Genomic DNA, 17,335 nt, shown 5'->3' with positions numbered 1-17,335 from the left:
CCTATCACCACGCCCATGAGCACCCGATTCAACGCCGTCACCCTGCAGCAGGCCACCGAAGCCTCGCCCGCGCTTGCGAGCCTGGCCGCCCGTGTCCGCGACACGAACGAGCGCCTGCGCGCGGTGCTCGACCTGATCCCGCTGGAGATGCGCCCCGCCCTCCAGGCCGGGCCGGTGGAGGACGGGGTGTGGTGCGTGCTCGTGCGGGGCAGTGCCGCGGCGGCCAAGCTGCGGCAGCTGGTGCCGATGCTGCAGGCGCGACTGCGAGCCAAGGGATGGGATGACGCCACGATCCGCATCAAGGTGCAGACCAAGCGGTGAGGCGGGCGGGGTCGCGGCCTGCAGACGGTGCAAATGAAAAGCCCGGATGCATTGGACGCTACCGGGCCTGGATTTGGTGCCGCTTGTCGGAATCGAACTGACGACCTTCCGCTTACAAGGCGGGTGCTCTACCAACTGAGCTAAAGCGGCGTAACTGCGAATTTTAGCGACCAGTGCGCTGGCGCCTGGCCGGGTTGCCCTACTTGATGCGTTTGAGCGACGGGCGGGCGCCGCCGCCAGCCGGTGGACGCGGAGGCTCGTCCAGGTCCGCATGCCCGCTGGCCGTGCCGGCGCCATCTTCAGGCACGAGGTGCACGACCTTGCTTGCATCGCCCTCGCCGCCGCGCGCGGTGTCGCGCAACGGCGTGCGCGAAGCGGGATTCGGGACGGGCAATGCCGGCATGGAAGGCATCGCCGGAGCAGGCTCTGCAGGCGCTGGCGCAGGAAACGCCATGCCCTGTCCGTTCTCGCGGGCGTAGATCGCGATCACCCGGCCCACGGGCACGCTGATTTCCCGCGCCGTGCCGGCAAAGCGCGCCTTGAACTCGATGAAATCGTTCCCAAGCTTGAGCGAGCTGGTCGCGTCGAAGCTGATGTTCAGGACGATCTCGCCGTTCTTCACGTACTCGCGCGGCACCTGGACCGAATCGTCGACCTGCACCGCGACATAGGGCGTGTACCCATTGTCGGTGCACCACTCATAGAGGGCCCGGATCAGATAGGGACGGGTGGAAGTCGATTCGAGGGCGTTGATCATTTAAAGCGTAGTTTGCCTAGTTTTGCAAACTCTACTTGCGCATCACCTTTTCGGACGGCGTCAGCGCTTCGATATAGGCCGGGCGCGAGAAGATGCGTTCGGCGTACTTGAGCAGCGGCGCCGCATTCTTGCTGAGATCGATGCCGTAGTAATCCAGGCGCCACAGCAGGGGTGCAATCGCGACGTCGAGCATCGAGAAATTGTCGCCCAGCATGTACTTGTTCTTCAAGAACACAGGCGCGAGCTGCGTCAGGCGGTCGCGGATGTGCGAGCGGGCCTTTTCCAGCGCCTTCTCGTTGCCCTTGGCCGTGCGGTTCTCGAGCGTCGAGACGTGCACGAACAGTTCCTTCTCGAAGTTGAGCAGGAACAGGCGCACGCGGGCGCGGTCGACCGGGTCGCCGGGCATCAGCTGCGGATGCGGGAAGCGCTCGTCGATGTACTCGTTGATGATGTTCGACTCGTACAGGATCAGGTCACGCTCGACCAGGATCGGCACCTGGCCGTACGGGTTCATCACGCTGATGTCTTCGGGCTTGTTGTAGAGATCGACGTCACGGATTTCGAAGTCCATGCCTTTTTCGAACAGCACGAAGCGGCAACGATGGGAGAAAGGGCAGGTCGTTCCTGAATACAAAACCATCATGGCGAAAGGCCTCCTAAAAATCAAAAAGAGTGGGTCGCGTTGGCAACCCACTCTGCGGGACCGGGCGCGCAGCGCGCCCGATCGGCGTTGGACTACTTGACGTCTTTCCAGTACGACGCATTGAGGCGCCAGGTAAAGACCACGGCCATCAACAGGAACAGCAGCACCCAGACGCCGACGCGCACGCGCGTGTTCTGCGCGGGTTCAGCCATCCATTGCAGGTAGTTCACGAGGTCACCCACGGCCTGGTCGTATTGCAACGGCGTCATCTTGCCGGGCGTCAGTTGCTCCCAGCCCTTGAACACTTCCGTCTCGTGGCCGTGCGCCTCGATCTTGTCGTAGACAGGGCGGCGGTCGCCTTGCAGCTCCCACATCACGTGCGGCATTGCGACGCTCGGAAATGCGAGGTTGTTCCAGCCGGTGGCCTTGGTGTCGTCGCGATAGAACGTGCGCAGATAGGTGTAGAGGTAGTCGGCGCCGGTGCCGCCATGGCCCGCGCGCGAACGGGCCACCAGGGTCAGGTCGGGCGGATTCACACCGAACCATTCCTTGGCCTGGCGCGGATCGATGTTCGCCTTCATCGTCTCACCGACCTTCTCGGTCGTGAACAGCAGGTTGTCCTTGATCTGTTGCTCGGTGATGCCGATGTCCTGCAAGCGGTTGTAGCGCATGAAGGCCGCGGAATGGCAGCTGAGGCAGTAGTTGACGAACAGCTTGGCGCCGTTCTGCAGCGATGCGACGTCGTTGGTCTTGTTGGGCGCCTTGTCCCAGGCAAGGCCTTCTTCGTTGGCATGTGCGCCACCCATCAGGGCAAACGCGGCCACAAGCGTGAGGATCAGTTTCTTCATTGTCTTGAGCTCCTGCCTCAGTGCGCGGCAAAGACCACGCGGTCGGGGACAGGCTTGAATTCACCCAGGCGGCTCCACACCGGCATCAGCAGGAAGAAGCCAAAGTACAGGAGCGTGCCAATCTGCGAAATGGTCTGCGCGATGTCGAGCGCGAACGAACCGATCACCAGGTTGCCCCACACGCCCGGGGGCTGGATGCCCAGGTAGCCAAGGATCAGGAAGAAGAAGACGAACACGCCGTAGACATACTTGTGCCAGCTCGGACGGTAGCGGATCGACTTGACCGCGCTCTTGTCCAGCCACGGCAGGAAGAACAGGATGATGACGGAGCCGCCCATCACCACCACGCCCCAGAACTTGGCATCGAAGACATTGAGCAGGTAGATGGCGATGACCGCGACCACGGCAATCGCGATCTTGAGGCCCATGCCCATCTTGCCCTTGACGAACGCATAGACCGCGCCGAGCGCCACGATCAGCGAGAACACCTTGATCATGTCGTCGGTGGTGGCGCGCAGCATCGAATAGAAGGGCGTGAAGTACCAGACCGGCGCGATGTGGTTGGGCGTCTTCAACGAGTCGGCTGGGATGAAGTTGTTGTACTCCAGGAAGTAGCCGCCGGCCTCGGGCGCGAAGAAGATCACTGCCGAGAACACCGTCAGGAACACCACCACGCCGAAGATGTCGTGCACCGTGTAGTACGGATGGAATGGAATGCCGTCGAGCGGATGGCCATCGGCGCCGCGCTTGGCCTTGATCTCGACGCCGTCGGGATTGTTCGAGCCCACTTCGTGCAGGGCGATCAAGTGCGCGACCACCAGGCCCAGCAGCACCAGCGGCACGGCGATGACGTGGAAGCTGAAAAAGCGGTTCAGCGTGGCGTCGCTCACCACGTAGTCGCCGCGGATCAGCAGGGCCAGGTCAGGACCGACGAAGGGGACCGCGGCGAACAGGTTCACGATCACCTGCGCACCCCAGTAGCTCATCTGGCCCCAGGGGAGCAGGTAGCCCATGAAGGCCTCGGCCATCAGGCACAGGAAGATCGCGCAGCCGAACACCCAGATCAACTCGCGCGGCTTGCGATAGCTGCCGTAGATGAGCCCGCGGAACATGTGCAGGTACACGACGATGAAGAAGGCCGATGCACCCGTCGAATGGATGTAGCGGATCAGCCAGCCCCATGGCACGTCGCGCATGATGTACTCGACCGAAGCGAAGGCCTGCGTGGCGTCCGGCTTGTAGTGCATCACAAGGAAGATGCCGGTCACGATCTGGATCACGAGGACCAGCATCGCGAGCGAGCCGAAGATGTACCAGAAGTTGAAGTTCTTGGGCGCGAAGTACTCGCCCATGTGCTCGTTGTAGAGCTTCGACAGCGGGAACCGGTTGTCGACCCAGTTCAGCAACTTGGCACCGGCGGGTGCATTGGGAGAGATTTCCTTGAATTCAGCCATGTTCTTCCTGTGCCTCAGGCTTTCTTGTCTTCGCCGATCAGCAGGCGCGTGTCCGAGAGATACATGTGCGGCGGCACCGGCAGGTTGTCGGGCGCGGGCTTGTTCTTGAACACACGGCCTGCAAGGTCGAAGGTCGAGCCATGGCAGGGGCACAGGAAGCCGCCTTCCCAGTCATTGGGCAGCGAGGGCTGCGGGCCGGCCTGGAAGCGGTCGGTCGGGGAGCAGCCGAGATGGGTGCAGATACCGACCACGACCAGCACTTCAGGCTTGATCGAGCGATGCTCGTTCTGCGCGTACTTGGGCGTGAATTCATCGGGATGACGCTTGGACTGCGGATCCGCCAGTTGCCCATCGAGCTTGGCCAGCTCGGAGACCTGGGCGGGCGTGCGCTTGAGGATCCAGACGGGCTTGCCCCGCCATTCGACGGTCATCTTCTCGCCGACCTTCAGGGCACCAATATCGACTTCGACCGGAGCACCAGCGGCCTTGGCCTTTTCCGAGGGTTCAAAGGTGCTGACGAACGGAATTGCAGTGGCCACGCCGCCCACGGCGCCTGCGCAGCCGGATGCGATCAACCATGTCCGCTTGCTGGTGTCGACCCTGGGGCTGCCGACGGGGATGTCACTCATGGGGGTCCTCAAAATCTTCGCGGGATGCTTCGGTCAACCCGAGATTGTAGCGGAGCGTTAGACGCCGATTCAACGATGCAAATGCGTTGAATGGGTGGTGCGCGCCCCGCATAACGCCTAGTATTCGGCGAGTTTCAATAACCAGTAGAGAGGACAGTCCACATGAGCGTTTTGAAGGAATTCCGCGAGTTCGCGGTGAAGGGAAATGTCATTGATCTTGCCGTCGGCGTGATCATTGGCGGGGCCTTCGGAAAGATCGTCGACTCGCTTGTGGCAGACATCATCATGCCGTTGGTGGGCATGGTCTTCGGCAAGCTGGACTTCTCGAATCTCTATGTGGTTCTCGGCACGCCGCCCGCGGGCGTGGCCAACACGCTGGCCGACCTGAAAAAAGCCGGCGTGCCGGTGCTGGCCTATGGCAACTTCATCACCATCGCGGTGAACTTCGTCATCCTGGCCTTCATCATCTTCATGATGGTCAAGCAGATCAACCGGCTGCGCAACATCGAACCACCCGCGCCCGCAGCCCCGCCGGCGACACCCGAGGACGTCGTGTTGCTGCGCGAAATCCGCGACAGCCTCAACCGCCGCTGACCGGGGTGCATGCCAGCGCTCGCGCCATGTGAATGGCCGCGAGCAGGCTGGCGGGGTCGGCAATGCCGGTGCCGGCAATATCGAAGGCGGTACCGTGATCGGGGCTGGTGCGCACCAGCGGCAGTCCCAGCGTCACATTCACTCCCTGTTCCACGCCCAGGTACTTGACCGGGATCAGACCTTGGTCGTGGTACATCGCGACCACGACGTCGAACTCGCCGGTGCGCGCACGCATGAACACGGTGTCGGGCGCGTAGGGTCCATGGGCATCGATGCCCTCCGCGCAAGCCGCCGCGATGGCGGGCCCGATGATCTCCCGCTCCTCGGACCCGAACAGTCCACCTTCCCCCGCATGCGGATTGAGGCCGGCCACCGCGATCCTGGGAGCCTTTCCCAACGCAGCGCCGAGCGCCGCGTGCGTGATGCGCAGGGTCTGGAGCACGCCGTCGAAGTGCACTGCCTCGATCGCATGGCGCAGCGACATGTGGATGCTGACCAGCACGGTGCGCAATTCGTCATTGGCCAGCATCATGCGCACGGGCACATCTGCCACCGGGCGGTTCAGCCACGCGGCGGCCTCGGCCTGAAGCAATTCGGTGTGGCCGGGAAAGGCGAAGCCGGCCGCGTGAAGCGATTCCTTGTGGAGCGGCGCCGTGACGATTGCGGCAATGTCGCCGCGCAGTGCCGCACGCGCGGCCCACACGACCGCATCCCCGGCCGCACGACCCGCAGCGGCGCCAACCTGACCCACTACCACGCCCAAGGGCGGTGCAATGGCCTGCAGCACCGGGATGCAATGCGGGGGGACGCTGCCCGCCTGTTCGACGGATTCGATGAGGGCCACCGGAGCGGAGGGGCGACCGAATGCCGCGAGTGACTGGCTGGCCTGCCGCATCGTGGCGAGGTCGCCCACCACGAAGCAGGCGCGTGTCAGTTCGCTCTCGTCGCGAAATGCCTTGGCAATGATCTCCGGCCCGATGCCTGCCGGGTCGCCCTGGGTGATGGCGATGGGCTTCACGCGGGGTTGTCGATGTCGATGAACTCGTGTTTCAGGCCAAGCGTGGCGGCCACGTGCGCGGCGACCGCTGGCGCGCCGAAGCGCTCGGTCGCGTGGTGTCCACAGGCCAGGAAGGCGACGCCCATCTCGCGCGCGTAGTGCGCCTGCGGCTCCGAGATTTCGCCGGTGATGAAGGCATCGGCGCCAGCGGCGATGGCAGCTTCGAAGTAGCTCTGCGCGCCACCGGTGCACCAGGCGATCTTCTTGATCGGGCGGTGCGTCGGGTCGACCAGCGCCACCGGTCGCTTGAGCACTTTCTCGATATGCAGCGACAAGGCCGTCGCGCTTGAGAAGCCCTCGCCGTCGATGCGCCCGCCAAAGAATCCGAGATCCTGCTCGCCGAAGCGCCCCGCCGACCCCGGCTGCGCGATCAATCCAAGCTGCAGGCCGAGTTGCGCGTTGTTGCCCAACTCCGGATGCGCGTCGAGCGGCAGGTGGTAGGCGAACAGGTTGACGTCGTCGCCCAGCAGCAGACCGAGCCGCTGCCGCATCCAGCCGGTCACGCGGCCGTCCTGGCCGCGCCAGAACAGGCCGTGGTGCACGAAGATGGCGTCGGCGTCCGCATGGATGGCCGCCTCGATCAACGCGCGACTCGCGGTGACGCCGGAGACGATCTTGCGTACGGTGGTGCGTCCTTCCACCTGCAGGCCGTTCGGCGCGTAGTCCTTGAATCGGCCAGGCGCCAGCAGGACATCCAGCGCGTGCAGCAGTTCGTGGCGAGTGGTGCTCATGCCGCGATTGTGGCTCCGTCTTGCCCCCAAGTGCCACATGCCGCCGGTCATCGCAGGGAGGCCGTTGGGGGACAATGCCGAATCCGTGTACCGGCGCCGCTGCCGGCCATCTCCGTGCAATCCTCATCGTCGTCGCCTTTCAATGAAACGCACCTGGCTGCTCTTTGCCCAAACCGTGACCGTCCTGCTGGCGGCCTATTTCGTCGTCGCCACGCTCAAGCCTGATTGGCTGAACCGCCGCGGCTCGCTGGGCGGGCAGGTCTCCGTGATCGAGGCGCCGGCCGGGCTCGCACAAGCGGTGGCGCCCGGCAGCCTGAGCGCCGCCGCGAAGAAGGCATCGCCGGCGGTGGTGAGCATCAACACCAGCAAGGCGGCGCAGCGCAATCCGCGCAACAGCGATCCGTGGTTTCGCTTCTTCTTTGGCGACCAGGGCGACGAGCAACCGCAGGTCGGACTCGGCAGCGGGGTGATCGTCAGCGGCGACGGCTACATCCTCACCAACAACCACGTCGTCGAGGGCGCCGACGAAATCGAAGTCACCCTCAATGACAGCCGCCATGTTGCCGCCAAGGTGGTCGGCACCGATCCCGATACCGACCTGGCCGTGCTGAAGATCGATCTCGACAAGCTGCCCGTGATCGTCCTCGGCAACTCCGACTCGCTCCAGGTCGGCGACCAGGTGCTGGCGATCGGCAACCCCTTCGGCGTCGGCCAGACCGTGACCAGCGGCATCGTGTCGGCGCTGGGTCGCAATCAGCTGGGCATCAACACCTTCGAGAACTTCATCCAGACCGATGCGGCCATCAATCCCGGCAATTCGGGCGGCGCGCTGGTGGATGTGGTGGGCAACCTGGAAGGCATCAACACGGCGATCTATTCGCGCTCCGGCGGCAGCATGGGCATCGGCTTTGCCATTCCGGTCTCGACCGCCAAGCTGGTGCTGGAAGACATCGTGCGCGACGGCAAGGTCACGCGCGGCTGGATCGGCGTGGAGCCGAACGAACTCTCGCCCGAACTGGCGGAAACCTTCGGCGTGAAGGCCACCAAGGGCGTGATCATCACCGGCGTGCTGCAGGCCGGCCCTGCCGCCAAGGCCGGTATCCGGCCCGGCGACGTGATCACCGGCGTGGGCGAGAAGAAGGTCGACAACGTGCAGGAACTGCTGACCGCCGTGGCCGGCCTCAAGCCCGGCACCGCCGCGCGCTTTGCGCTGCAACGCGGCAGCGACAAGCTGGACCTGGACGTGACTTCCGGCCAGCGGCCGAAGACCTCGCCGCGCCGCGCTCCTCAGCGCGAACAGGAGTAGCAGAGCGCCGGATCAAGCCCTCCGCCGCCCGCGCATCCTCGGCCGGGACAGCGGCCTTGATCAAGATCGCCCAATCCGGTTCCGATCAGGGCGCCGGTGAATCGGCGCTCTCATCGGGCGCCCTGGAGTGCCGCACGAAGTGCTTGGCGCCGATGATGCCGATTTCGTAGAGCAGGCACATCGGTATGGCAAGCGCCAGTTGCGACACCACATCAGGTGGCGTCAGCACGGCCGCCACGACAAACGCGACGACGATGAAGTAGCCGCGAAACGAGCGCAACTTCTCGACCGTGACCATCTCGAAGCGCACCAGCAGCATCACCACGATCGGGACCTGGAAGGCCACGCCGAAGGCGATGTAGAGCGACAGGATGGCCTCGACGTAGGACGCGATGTCGGGCGTCGCCTGCACGGATGGCGGGGCGAAGCGCTGTATGAAGGTGAACATCTTGTCCAGCACGAAGAACTGCACGAACGCGATGCCGCCATAGGCCAGCAGGCTGCCGAAGAAGATCAGCGGCAGGGCAAAACGCTTTTCATGGCTGTAGAGGCCGGGCGCCACGAACATCCAGATCTGGTACATGAGCCACGGCAGCGCCAGCAGCACCGCCGTCATGCCCAGCACCTTGAGCGGCACGAAGAAGGGGGAGAACACGCCGATGGCAATGAGCTTCGCCCCTTCGGGCATGTGGGCCCGGATCGGTATCGCGATGAAATCGATCAGCCCGCTCGGGCCGGGCCAGACGGCGAGCAATGCTGCTGCCACGGCCAGGCCATAGCAGCAATAGAGGAGGCGGTCGCGAAGCTCGACCAGGTGCTGCACGAACGGCTGTTCGGTGCCTGCGAGTTCGTCTTCTTTGTTGTTGGTGGGTTCGGCCATTGGGAAAGGTGCATTGACCGGTGCGAAATCCGGCGCGCGCGGGCGCAGGGTGGACTCAGTTGATCTTGTGCGGACGGAAACGCGCCACGCGCGCCGCGCCGGAAAGCGCCTTGGTGCGCACGCCGTTGCGCGACTTGTACCACTGCGGCGTGGCGCCCTGCTTCAGGCGCCAGTTCTTGCGGGGATGCTTGTACTCGGGGAACACCTGCGCGACCTCGGAGGAGGAGGCGGAGCTGTCGTCGATTTCCTTGAAGCTCTTCTCGATCGCGTTCGCCTCGCTGTGGATGCTCTGCTCCACATCGCGCGCCGCGTCTTCGACGGTGCTTTTCATCTTGCGGAGCTCGTCGAGCTCCATCGAGCGGTTGACCTCCTGCTTGACGTCATTGACATACCGCTGCGCCTTGCCGAGCAAGGTGCCGACGGTGCGCGCCACGCGCGGGAGCTTTTCAGGCCCGATGACGATCAGCGCCACCACGCCGATCAGCGCCATCTTTTCGATGCCGAGGTCGAGCACGCGGGATCAGGACTTTTGACGGGCTTCGACGTCGATCGTCGGCTTGTCGGCAGCGGCGGCGTTGGCCGTCACTTGCGCGGCGGGCGCGTTGCCGGCGGCGTCAGCGGCGGAGCCGTCCTTCATGCCGTCCTTGAACCCCTTGACAGCGCCCCCGAGGTCGCTGCCCATGTTGCGCAGCTTCTTGGTGCCGAACACCATCACCACGATCAGCAGCACGATCAGCCAGTGCCAGATTGAAAAAGAACCCATGGATGACTCCTGAAAAATTGTGACTAATTTTATGCGGGCCGCCGGTTCAGCCCCTGAGCCACGGGCGCGGGCCGCCCATGACGTGAACATGGAGATGATGAACCTCCTGCCCGCCCTCCGCACCGGTGTTGACCACCACGCGGAAACCGCCCTTCGGATACGGATTGCATCCCGCCTCGACCGCGAGCTTGGGCGCGAGCGTCATGATCTTGCCCATCAGCGCAGAATCTTCCGGCGTGAGTTGCGCCATCGAGGGGATATGGCGCTTCGGCACCAGCATGAAATGGACCGGCGCCCACGGCGCGATGTCATGGAAGCCGAACAGGTCGTCGTCTTCGTACATCTTTCGCGACGGGATCTTGCCTTCGATGATTTTGCAGAAGATGCAATTGGGATCAGACGACACTCGTTGTCTCCATAGGTTGGCCGGCATTCATGCGCACCATGCCCTTGATGATGCGGTACAGGAACCATAGCGAAATCAGTGCCCACGCGATCCAGCCGGGCAGGAACAGCAGCAGCCAGAGCGGCGACGTCACCACGTAGAGCAGGCCGGCCCACAGCACCGAGCGGATGCGCCAGGAGAAGTGGGATTCCTGCCAGGTGCCCACCGCTTCGTCGCGCTTGACCAGGTCGATGACCAGCGCGATCAGCAGCAGCGCGATGGATGCCTGCGCCCCCGGCAGGACAGCACCGACCGCGACGATCAAATGCATGAAATAACTGATCCAGCCGATCGTCTTGAGCGAATCGTTGGCGGGGACTGGCACGATGTCGTTCGTCATGGCGTGTCCTTAGTTCAATCGTTGGACGCTTCCCGATCCTGCGCCTTGCGCAGGGCCTTTTCCTCGATGCCGCTGGTGCCTTCGCGGCGCATCAGTTCGGCAACGACATCACGTGGCGACAGGCCGTAGTGCGCCAGCGCCACCATGCTGTGGAACCACAAATCAGCCACTTCGTTCACTATTTTTGCGCGGTCTCCGCCGTGGTCGGCATCCTTGGCCGCCATGACGACTTCGGTGGCCTCCTCGCCGATCTTCTTCAGGAAGGCGTCGGGACCCCGGTGCAAGAGGCGGGCCACGTAGCTCTTGTCCGGATCGCCGCCGCGCGCGGGCAGGCGGCTTTCAATGACGGCGGCGAGGCGGTCCAGGCTGTCGATGTTCATGCTGTTCATCACTTGTAGATCGACTCGGGGTCTTTCAAGACAGGCTCCACTGCCGTCCATTGGCCATTTTCGAGTTTGCTGAAGAAGCAGCTGTGGCGGCCGGTATGGCACGCGATGCCGGGTTCATGACCGAGCTGGGTGACCTTCAGCAGCACCACGTCGTTGTCGCAGTCGACGCGGATCTCGTGCACGGTCTGCACATGGCCGGACTCTTCCCCCTTGAACCAGAGCTTGTTGCGGGAGCGGCTGAAATACACGGCGCGGCCGAGCTCGGCCGTCTTGCCGAGCGCCTCGCGATTCATCCAGGCGAACATCAATACGTCGTTGCTGCCCTGCTCCTGCGCGATCACCGGCACGAGTCCGTTCGCATCCCATTTCACTTGATCAAGCCAATTCATCAGCGCATTGTCGGTGATTGGCAAAGGCAGTTTTCCCCGGCGGGATGTGGATACGCCACGCCGGACCGGCGGACCGGCGTGCGGTCAGATCCGCACGGGAATCCCGCGCGCGGCCATGCGCTGCTTGGCCTCGCCGACGGTGTGCTCGCCATAGTGGAAGATGCTGGCCGCCAGGACCGCATCGGCGCCGCCCTGTTGCACGCCGTCGGCCAAGTGATCAAGGGTGCCGACGCCACCGGACGCGATCACGGGCACGCCGACCGCGTCGCTCACCGCGCGGGTCAGGGCGAGGTCGAAGCCGCTCTTGGTGCCGTCGCGGTCCATGCTGGTCAGCAGGATCTCGCCGGCGCCACGGCGCGCCATCTCGGCGGCCCATCGAACGGCATCCAGGCCGGTATTCTTGCGGCCGCCGTGGCTGTAGACATCCCAGCCTGGCCCGGCCGCCTTGCCGTCGGCGCCGATGCGCGCTTCTTCCCCGGCGGTGCGGCGCTTGGCGTCGATCGCCACCACGATGCACTGGGCGCCGTATTTGTGCGATGCGGCGTCGATGACGGAGGGGTCGGCGATGGCGGCCGAGTTGAAGCTGGTCTTGTCGGCGCCCGCATTGAGCAGGCGGCGCACGTCGGCCACGGTGCGGACGCCGCCGCCCACGGTCAGCGGGATGAACACCTGCGACGCGACGGCCTCGATGATCGGCAGGATCAGGTCGCGGCCGTCGCTGGTGGCCGTGATGTCGAGGAAAGTCAGTTCGTCGGCGCCCTGCGCGTTGTAGCGGGCCGCGATCTCGACCGGGTCGCCGGCATCGCGCAGTTCAAGAAAGTTGACGCCCTTCACGACGCGGCCACCGGTCACGTCGAGGCAGGGAATGATGCGTTTGGCAAGCATGGTTCGGGGATTCAGAGGACGGTGAGTTCCTGCCACGCCTGCCATTGGGCGCCGGGTGGAAGGATGATGTTTTCGTCGATGCGGGCCGCCTCCACGCACAGCATCTGGCGGTAGCCGTCGTCGGGCATGTCCGCGAGCTTGGCGCTGAGGATGGGACCGGGGTTCCAGACCACGGTTTCGGTGCAGGTGGCGTTCTGGGCGATCTGCAGGGTGCCCGATGGCTGGACGAGTTTCAGCGGTGCAGGCGGGGCGCCGTAGACGCTGTCGAATTCGGCAGTGAAGCGCAGGGCTTGCGCCGATTCGACGTCGCGAAGGTCGCGCAACGAGTCCCAGCACGGGGCACCCTGCAATCCCTCGAGCCGGGCATCCGCGATGTCGTCGACCTGCAGGTAGCTGTGCAACGCCAGCGCGAAGCTGAACGGCGTCGCACCGGAGTTGGCTACATCAAGCGTGACGCGCAGTTGCCGCGGCGCGAGGGTGACGGTGAGCCGGAGGCTGAAGGCATGCGGCCAGAGGGTGCGCGTGGCTTCGTCGTCGCGCAGCGCCATCACCAGTTGCCCGTCGGCGGACGGCATCGCCTGCCAGGGCAGGTTGCGTGCAAAGCCGTGCTTGGGCAGCGTGCCGCGCACGTTGAACTGGGGCCAGCAGACCGGGATGCCGCCACGGATGGCGCTGCTGCCGTCAAACAGCGCTTCGGGACTCAGGTAGATGCGCTCGACACCGTCGGCGGTGGTCCAGGAGAGCAGGTGCGCGCCATGCATCGCGACGATGGCGCGATCGCCGGCAGGCAGGTCGAGCGCCAACGCGGGCTGGCCACGGAACTGGAGGGATTGGATCGGCATGCTTCCGATTCTAGGGACGCTCCGGACAAAGTCTCCCGAGGGCGCACGGAGCTTGCGCACACCGCGCAGCGCACGTACAGCGCTTCCAACAGTGGCACTCGCCGGCCGTTCAGTGCAGACTGCGTGCTTCAGGGCGGAAATGAATGCCACGCAGTGGGCGCCGGCCCGGATTCGACTGAACCGCCGCCGGACGCCCCTCCCGGATATCTATCTCGACGAAGGGGTTCGCAGCATGAAAAAGAAGTTCCCGCCGGCCTTGTCGATCCTGATCGCGATGGTGGTCGGCATCCTGGTCGGCTACATGATCTTCAAGAGCTTCCCGGACAAGAAGACCGCCGCGGAGATCGCGGGCTATGTGTCGATCATGTCGGATGTGTTCCTGCGACTCATCAAGATGCTGATCGGCCCGCTGGTGTTCTCGACGCTGGTCGTGGGCATTGCGCACATGGGAGACGCGGCCTCGGTCGGGCGGGTGTTCGGCAAGGCGCTGGGCTGGTTCGTGACCGCCTCGCTGATCTCGCTGATCATCGGGCTGATCATGGCCAACCTGCTTCAGCCGGGCCACAACCTGGGGCTGCCGCTGCCGGACATCGGCGCCTCGGCCAACCTCGCCACTTCCAAGTTCACGGTGAAGGACTTCGTGAGCCACCTCGTGCCGAAGTCGTTCGCCGAGGCCATGGCCAACAACGAGATCCTGCAGATCGTCGTGTTCTCGATGTTCTTCGGCGTGGCGCTGGCGTCACTGGGCGACAAGGCCAAGACGCTGGTGAACGCCATCGACGAACTCGCCCATGCGATGCTGAAGATCACTGGCTACGTGATGAAGCTGGCCCCGCTGGCGGTGCTGGCCGCGATGGCTGCCACGGTGGCCGTGAACGGGCTGGAGATCCTGCTGAAGTTCGCGGTCTTCATGGGCGATTTCTACCTCGGCCTCTTCGTACTGTGGGGCGTCCTGATCGGCGCCGGCTTCCTGTTCCTGGGCCCGCGCGTGTTCAAGCTGCTGGTGCTGATCAAGGAGGCCTTCCTGCTGTCCTTTGCCACCGCGAGTTCCGAGGCGGCGTATCCGAAGATCCTGGACGCGCTCGACCGCTTCGGCGTCAAGCGCAAGATCTCCAGCTTCGTGATGCCGATGGGCTACTCGTTCAATCTCGATGGCTCGATGATGTATTGCACCTTCGCCGTGTTGTTCATCGCCCAGGCCTACAACATCACCTTGCCGCTGGGCACGCAGATCACGATGCTGCTGATCCTGATGCTCACGTCGAAAGGGATGGCCGGCGTGCCGCGCGCCTCGCTGGTGGTGATCGCGGCCACGCTGAACCAGTTCAACATCCCCGAGGCCGGCCTGCTGCTGATCCTGGGCGTGGACACCTTCCTCGACATGGGTCGCTCGGCCACCAATGCGGTCGGCAACTCGATTGCCACCGCCGTGGTCGCCAAGTGGGAACGCGAACTGCTGCCCGAGACGGAGGCCGAGGCCAACGCGCGCAAGCTCGACGTCGAGAGCGCCGCGACGCTGGCGCATCCGGTGCACGCCTGAAGAACGTGAGACAAGCCATGAACACCGCATGCATGCGGCTGGCCGCCGCGACCTTGATGGCCTGGGGGCTTGGAATGGCAAGCGCCCAGGCCCAGAGCGACGCGGAGTTGACCGGCACGCTGGCCAAGGTGCGCAACGCGGGCGCCGTGACCATCGGCTTTCGCGAATCGTCGATCCCGTTTTCCTATCTCAATGCCCGCAAGGAACCCATCGGCTACTCGGTCGAACTGTGCAAGCAACTGGTCGACATGGTCGGCGATGCCGTCCACAAGACGCTGGCGATCAAGTGGGTTCCGGTGACCGCGGCCTCGCGCATCGATGCAGTGGCAAACGGGCAGGTCGACCTCGAATGCGGCTCGACCACGAGCAACCTCGAACGCCAGAAGCGCGTGGCCTTCTCGCCGACCATCTTCGTCTCCGGCACCAAGCTGCTGGTGAAGAAGGGTTCGCCGGTGAAGGAATATCGCGACTTGGCCGGCAAGACCGTGGCGGTGACTTCGGGCACCACCAACGAGAAGACGATGAGGGAGTTGTCGGAGCGTTTTAAGCTCAACCTCAACATCGTGGTGTCGACCGACCATGCCGAGTCCTTCGGCCTGGTGAAAGCCGGCAAGGCCGATGCCTTCGCCACCGACGACGTGCTGCTCTACGGCTTCATCGCGGAGGACAAGGCCGCCACCAAGGGTGCGGGCGACTACCAGGTGGTGGGCGACTTCCTCTCGTACGACCCCTATGGCGTCATGTATCGCAAGGACGATCCACAAATGGCGCGGCTGGTCAACGACTCGTTCCAGGTGCTGGCGCAGGACGGCGAGATCGAGCGCCAGTACAAGCGCTGGTTCTTGCGCAAGCTGCCCTCGGGCATCAGCCTGGACCTCGCCATGAGCCCGCAGCTCGAAACCATCCTCCAGACCATGGCGGTGAAGTCGGAATAGCTGCACGGCGCCCTCCCGCCTCGCGCCTCCCGCCCTTGCCGGCGCGTTTGCAGTTTTGCCTGATTGTTTCCGCGTTGCAATCGGCGCGAAACACGCGTTGTCGTTTACCCGAACCCCTTGGCGCCAAGCCCCACATATGGCCGCCGCCTGCATAACCACAGGCATGATTTGCATGACTGGCTGTTGGCGATGGCACGGTTTTGACATGAAATCGCTGCCGGACTGCAAGTCCAGTTTCACTACAAAGCAAAACAGAGGGGGGAAGAATGAAGAAAAAAATACCTGCGGCCGTATGGATCCTGATCGCGATGGTGATCGGGATCGTGCTGGGCTACATGGTTTTCAAGAGCTTTCCGGACAAGAAGGCTGCCGCTGAAATCGCGGGCTATATCTCGATCATGTCGGATGTGTTCCTGCGCTTGATCAAGATGCTGATCGGCCCGCTGGTGTTCTCGACGCTGGTCGTGGGCATCGCGCATATGGGAGACGCTGCCTCGGTCGGGCGCGTGTTCGGCAAGGCGCTGGGGTGGTTCGTGACCGCCTCGCTGGTCTCGCTCATTCTCGGCCTCATCATGGCCAACCTGCTGCAGCCGGGCCACAACCTGGGGCTGCCGCTGCCGGACATCGGCGCCTCGGCCAACCTGGCCACCTCCAAGTTCACGCTGAAGGACTTCGTGAGCCACCTCGTGCCCAAGTCGTTCGCCGAGGCCATGGCCAACAACGAGATCCTGCAGATCGTCGTGTTCTCGATGTTCTTCGGCGTGGCGCTGGCGTCGCTGGGTGAAAAGGCCAAGACACTCGTGAATGCGATCGACGAGCTCTCGCACGCGATGCTCAAGATCACCGGCTACGTGATGAAGCTGGCGCCGCTGGCCGTGATGGCCGCGATGGCGGCCACCGTGTCCGTCAACGGCCTGGAGATCCTGCTGAAGTTCGCGGTCTTCATGGGCGATTTCTACCTCGGCCTCTTCGTACTGTGGGGCGTCCTGATCGGCGCCGGCTTCCTGTTCCTGGGCCCGCGCGTGTTCAAGCTGCTGGTGCTGATCAAGGAGGCTTTCCTGCTGTCCTTTGCCACCGCGAGTTCCGAGGCGGCCTATCCGAAGATCCTGGACGCACTCGACCGCTTCGGCGTCAAGCGCAAGATCTCCAGCTTCGTGATGCCGATGGGCTACTCGTTCAATCTCGACGGCTCGATGATGTACTGCACCTTCGCCGTGCTGTTCATCGCGCAGGCCTACAACATCCCGCTGTCGATCGGCACGCAGATCACGATGCTGCTGATCCTGATGCTCACGTCGAAAGGGATGGCCGGCGTGCCGCGCGCCTCGCTGGTGGTGATCGCGGCGACGCTGAACCAGTTCAACATCCCCGAGGCTGGCCTGCTGCTGATCCTGGGCGTGGACACCTTCCTCGACATGGGTCGCTCGGCCACCAACGCGGTCGGCAACTCGCTCGCCACGGCCGTGGTCGCCAAGTGGGAGGGCGAACTGCTGCCGGAAGCACAGGCTGCCGCGAATGCGAAGCTGCTCGACGCCGAAGCCGCGACCAGCGCGGCCACCACGGCCCAGCCGGCGCACGCCTGAGCAT

At 64.1% G+C, this 17,335-nt stretch carries 22 protein-coding genes and 1 tRNA gene; 6 read left to right on the top strand and 17 right to left on the bottom strand.

Annotated elements, in window-relative coordinates:
* Window positions 1–15: 15 nt before the first annotated feature.
* Window positions 16–321 carry a hypothetical protein gene (locus HB681_RS02595; RefSeq protein WP_213953178.1) on the top strand — a complete coding sequence of 102 codons (306 nt, stop codon included), beginning with the start codon at window positions 16–18 and terminating at the stop codon, window positions 319–321.
* 74 nt (window positions 322–395) lie between these two features.
* Here HB681_RS02595 and HB681_RS02590 read toward each other — a convergent pair.
* The 6 genes from HB681_RS02590 to petA form a co-directional block, all read right to left on the bottom strand.
* Window positions 396–471: transfer RNA gene (locus HB681_RS02590), tRNA-Thr, on the bottom strand.
* A gap of 49 nt (window positions 472–520) precedes the next feature.
* Window positions 521–1,078 (bottom strand): ClpXP protease specificity-enhancing factor, encoded by a 558-nt coding sequence (locus HB681_RS02585; protein WP_213953177.1) that lies wholly within the window; start codon window positions 1,076–1,078, stop codon window positions 521–523.
* 31 nt (window positions 1,079–1,109) lie between these two features.
* The gene (locus tag HB681_RS02580; protein WP_057596959.1) at window positions 1,110–1,721 is read right to left on the bottom strand and encodes a glutathione S-transferase N-terminal domain-containing protein; all 612 of its coding nucleotides are present in this window, start codon (window positions 1,719–1,721) and stop codon (window positions 1,110–1,112) included.
* A gap of 92 nt (window positions 1,722–1,813) precedes the next feature.
* Entirely contained in the window at window positions 1,814–2,569 is a 756-nt protein-coding gene (locus tag HB681_RS02575) for a cytochrome c1 (protein ID WP_213953176.1), read from the bottom strand.
* A gap of 17 nt (window positions 2,570–2,586) precedes the next feature.
* Window positions 2,587–4,023 (bottom strand): cytochrome bc complex cytochrome b subunit, encoded by a 1,437-nt coding sequence (locus tag HB681_RS02570; RefSeq protein WP_213953175.1) that lies wholly within the window; start codon window positions 4,021–4,023, stop codon window positions 2,587–2,589.
* A 14-nt stretch (window positions 4,024–4,037) separates the two neighbouring features.
* Complete coding sequence (gene petA, locus HB681_RS02565) at window positions 4,038–4,652, bottom strand: ubiquinol-cytochrome c reductase iron-sulfur subunit (RefSeq protein WP_213953173.1); 615 nt, start codon at window positions 4,650–4,652, stop codon at window positions 4,038–4,040.
* Between the two features lie 162 nt (window positions 4,653–4,814).
* Between petA and mscL the strand changes: the two genes are divergently transcribed.
* Window positions 4,815–5,246: a large conductance mechanosensitive channel protein MscL gene (gene mscL, locus HB681_RS02560; RefSeq protein WP_213953171.1), complete on the top strand. Its 432-nt coding sequence runs from the start codon at window positions 4,815–4,817 to the stop codon at window positions 5,244–5,246.
* Here the strand turns inward: mscL and pdxA are convergent.
* Window positions 5,233–6,264: a 4-hydroxythreonine-4-phosphate dehydrogenase PdxA gene (gene pdxA, locus HB681_RS02555; protein WP_213953170.1), complete on the bottom strand. Its 1,032-nt coding sequence runs from the start codon at window positions 6,262–6,264 to the stop codon at window positions 5,233–5,235. The two genes, mscL and pdxA, sit on opposite strands and share 14 nt — an antisense overlap.
* Window positions 6,261–7,034 carry a Nif3-like dinuclear metal center hexameric protein gene (locus HB681_RS02550; RefSeq protein ID WP_213953169.1) on the bottom strand — a complete coding sequence of 258 codons (774 nt, stop codon included), beginning with the start codon at window positions 7,032–7,034 and terminating at the stop codon, window positions 6,261–6,263. Before HB681_RS02550 ends, pdxA begins: the two co-directional genes overlap by 4 nt.
* A 142-nt stretch (window positions 7,035–7,176) precedes the next feature.
* Between HB681_RS02550 and HB681_RS02545 the strand changes: the two genes are divergently transcribed.
* Window positions 7,177–8,340 carry a Do family serine endopeptidase gene (locus HB681_RS02545; RefSeq protein WP_213953168.1) on the top strand — a complete coding sequence of 388 codons (1,164 nt, stop codon included), beginning with the start codon at window positions 7,177–7,179 and terminating at the stop codon, window positions 8,338–8,340.
* Between the two features lie 85 nt (window positions 8,341–8,425).
* Here the strand turns inward: HB681_RS02545 and tatC are convergent, their stop codons facing one another.
* The 9 genes from tatC to HB681_RS02500 form a co-directional block, all read right to left on the bottom strand.
* On the bottom strand, window positions 8,426–9,220 hold the full coding sequence (gene tatC, locus HB681_RS02540; RefSeq protein ID WP_213953167.1) for a twin-arginine translocase subunit TatC: 795 nt from the start codon (window positions 9,218–9,220) through the stop codon (window positions 8,426–8,428).
* 55 nt (window positions 9,221–9,275) lie between these two features.
* Window positions 9,276–9,734, bottom strand: a complete 459-nt coding sequence (gene tatB, locus HB681_RS02535) for a Sec-independent protein translocase protein TatB (protein ID WP_213953166.1) — start codon at window positions 9,732–9,734, stop codon at window positions 9,276–9,278.
* Window positions 9,735–9,740: 6 nt separating this feature from the next.
* On the bottom strand, window positions 9,741–9,983 hold the full coding sequence (gene tatA / locus HB681_RS02530) for a Sec-independent protein translocase subunit TatA (RefSeq protein WP_213953165.1): 243 nt from the start codon (window positions 9,981–9,983) through the stop codon (window positions 9,741–9,743).
* Between the two features lie 46 nt (window positions 9,984–10,029).
* A complete protein-coding gene (locus HB681_RS02525; protein ID WP_213953164.1) occupies window positions 10,030–10,389 on the bottom strand; it encodes an HIT domain-containing protein in 360 nt (119 codons plus the stop codon).
* Entirely contained in the window at window positions 10,379–10,768 is a 390-nt protein-coding gene (locus HB681_RS02520; RefSeq protein ID WP_213953163.1) for a hypothetical protein, read from the bottom strand. Before HB681_RS02520 ends, HB681_RS02525 begins: the two co-directional genes overlap by 11 nt.
* Window positions 10,769–10,782: 14 nt before the next feature.
* Window positions 10,783–11,160 carry a phosphoribosyl-ATP diphosphatase gene (locus HB681_RS02515; protein ID WP_213953162.1) on the bottom strand — a complete coding sequence of 126 codons (378 nt, stop codon included), beginning with the start codon at window positions 11,158–11,160 and terminating at the stop codon, window positions 10,783–10,785.
* Complete coding sequence (gene hisI, locus HB681_RS02510; protein WP_213953161.1) at window positions 11,157–11,546, bottom strand: phosphoribosyl-AMP cyclohydrolase; 390 nt, start codon at window positions 11,544–11,546, stop codon at window positions 11,157–11,159. Before hisI ends, HB681_RS02515 begins: the two co-directional genes overlap by 4 nt.
* A gap of 84 nt (window positions 11,547–11,630) precedes the next feature.
* Window positions 11,631–12,431, bottom strand: coding sequence for an imidazole glycerol phosphate synthase subunit HisF (gene hisF / locus HB681_RS02505; RefSeq protein ID WP_213953160.1), 801 nt, complete (start codon window positions 12,429–12,431; stop codon window positions 11,631–11,633).
* Between the two features lie 11 nt (window positions 12,432–12,442).
* Window positions 12,443–13,273, bottom strand: a complete 831-nt coding sequence (locus HB681_RS02500) for a D-hexose-6-phosphate mutarotase (RefSeq protein ID WP_213953159.1) — start codon at window positions 13,271–13,273, stop codon at window positions 12,443–12,445.
* A 232-nt stretch (window positions 13,274–13,505) separates the two neighbouring features.
* Between HB681_RS02500 and HB681_RS02495 the strand changes: the two genes are divergently transcribed.
* The 3 genes from HB681_RS02495 to HB681_RS02485 all read left to right on the top strand — a co-directional run bounded on the left by HB681_RS02495 (window position 13,506) and on the right by HB681_RS02485 (window position 17,331).
* Entirely contained in the window at window positions 13,506–14,813 is a 1,308-nt protein-coding gene (locus HB681_RS02495) for a dicarboxylate/amino acid:cation symporter (protein ID WP_213953158.1), read from the top strand.
* Between the two features lie 56 nt (window positions 14,814–14,869).
* On the top strand, window positions 14,870–15,748 hold the full coding sequence (locus HB681_RS02490) for an amino acid ABC transporter substrate-binding protein (RefSeq protein WP_256354309.1): 879 nt from the start codon (window positions 14,870–14,872) through the stop codon (window positions 15,746–15,748).
* A gap of 266 nt (window positions 15,749–16,014) precedes the next feature.
* Window positions 16,015–17,331, top strand: coding sequence for a dicarboxylate/amino acid:cation symporter (locus HB681_RS02485; protein ID WP_213953156.1), 1,317 nt, complete (start codon window positions 16,015–16,017; stop codon window positions 17,329–17,331).
* The last annotated feature ends 4 nt before the right edge of the window (window positions 17,332–17,335 follow it).

This window comes from Variovorax sp. dw_954, from assembly GCF_018449755.1.
Lineage (GTDB): Bacteria > Pseudomonadota > Gammaproteobacteria > Burkholderiales > Burkholderiaceae_C > Variovorax.
Note: the sequence above shows the minus strand (reverse complement) of the source record. Positions and strands in the feature narration are given on the sequence as shown.

Coding starts and splice junctions, on each gene's coding strand:
- HB681_RS02595 (WP_213953178.1), top strand. CDS start 16: ATGAGCACCCGATTCAACGCCGTCACCCTGCAGCAGGCCACCGAAGCC.
- HB681_RS02585 (WP_213953177.1), bottom strand. CDS start 1,078: ATGATCAACGCCCTCGAATCGACTTCCACCCGTCCCTATCTGATCCGG.
- HB681_RS02580 (WP_057596959.1), bottom strand. CDS start 1,721: ATGATGGTTTTGTATTCAGGAACGACCTGCCCTTTCTCCCATCGTTGC.
- HB681_RS02575 (WP_213953176.1), bottom strand. CDS start 2,569: ATGAAGAAACTGATCCTCACGCTTGTGGCCGCGTTTGCCCTGATGGGT.
- HB681_RS02570 (WP_213953175.1), bottom strand. CDS start 4,023: ATGGCTGAATTCAAGGAAATCTCTCCCAATGCACCCGCCGGTGCCAAG.
- petA (WP_213953173.1), bottom strand. CDS start 4,652: ATGAGTGACATCCCCGTCGGCAGCCCCAGGGTCGACACCAGCAAGCGG.
- mscL (WP_213953171.1), top strand. CDS start 4,815: ATGAGCGTTTTGAAGGAATTCCGCGAGTTCGCGGTGAAGGGAAATGTC.
- HB681_RS02550 (WP_213953169.1), bottom strand. CDS start 7,034: ATGAGCACCACTCGCCACGAACTGCTGCACGCGCTGGATGTCCTGCTG.
- HB681_RS02545 (WP_213953168.1), top strand. CDS start 7,177: ATGAAACGCACCTGGCTGCTCTTTGCCCAAACCGTGACCGTCCTGCTG.
- tatC (WP_213953167.1), bottom strand. CDS start 9,220: ATGGCCGAACCCACCAACAACAAAGAAGACGAACTCGCAGGCACCGAA.
- tatA (WP_213953165.1), bottom strand. CDS start 9,983: ATGGGTTCTTTTTCAATCTGGCACTGGCTGATCGTGCTGCTGATCGTG.
- HB681_RS02520 (WP_213953163.1), bottom strand. CDS start 10,768: ATGACGAACGACATCGTGCCAGTCCCCGCCAACGATTCGCTCAAGACG.
- hisI (WP_213953161.1), bottom strand. CDS start 11,546: ATGAATTGGCTTGATCAAGTGAAATGGGATGCGAACGGACTCGTGCCG.
- hisF (WP_213953160.1), bottom strand. CDS start 12,431: ATGCTTGCCAAACGCATCATTCCCTGCCTCGACGTGACCGGTGGCCGC.
- HB681_RS02500 (WP_213953159.1), bottom strand. CDS start 13,273: ATGCCGATCCAATCCCTCCAGTTCCGTGGCCAGCCCGCGTTGGCGCTC.
- HB681_RS02495 (WP_213953158.1), top strand. CDS start 13,506: ATGAAAAAGAAGTTCCCGCCGGCCTTGTCGATCCTGATCGCGATGGTG.
- HB681_RS02490 (WP_256354309.1), top strand. CDS start 14,870: ATGGCCTGGGGGCTTGGAATGGCAAGCGCCCAGGCCCAGAGCGACGCG.
- HB681_RS02485 (WP_213953156.1), top strand. CDS start 16,015: ATGAAGAAAAAAATACCTGCGGCCGTATGGATCCTGATCGCGATGGTG.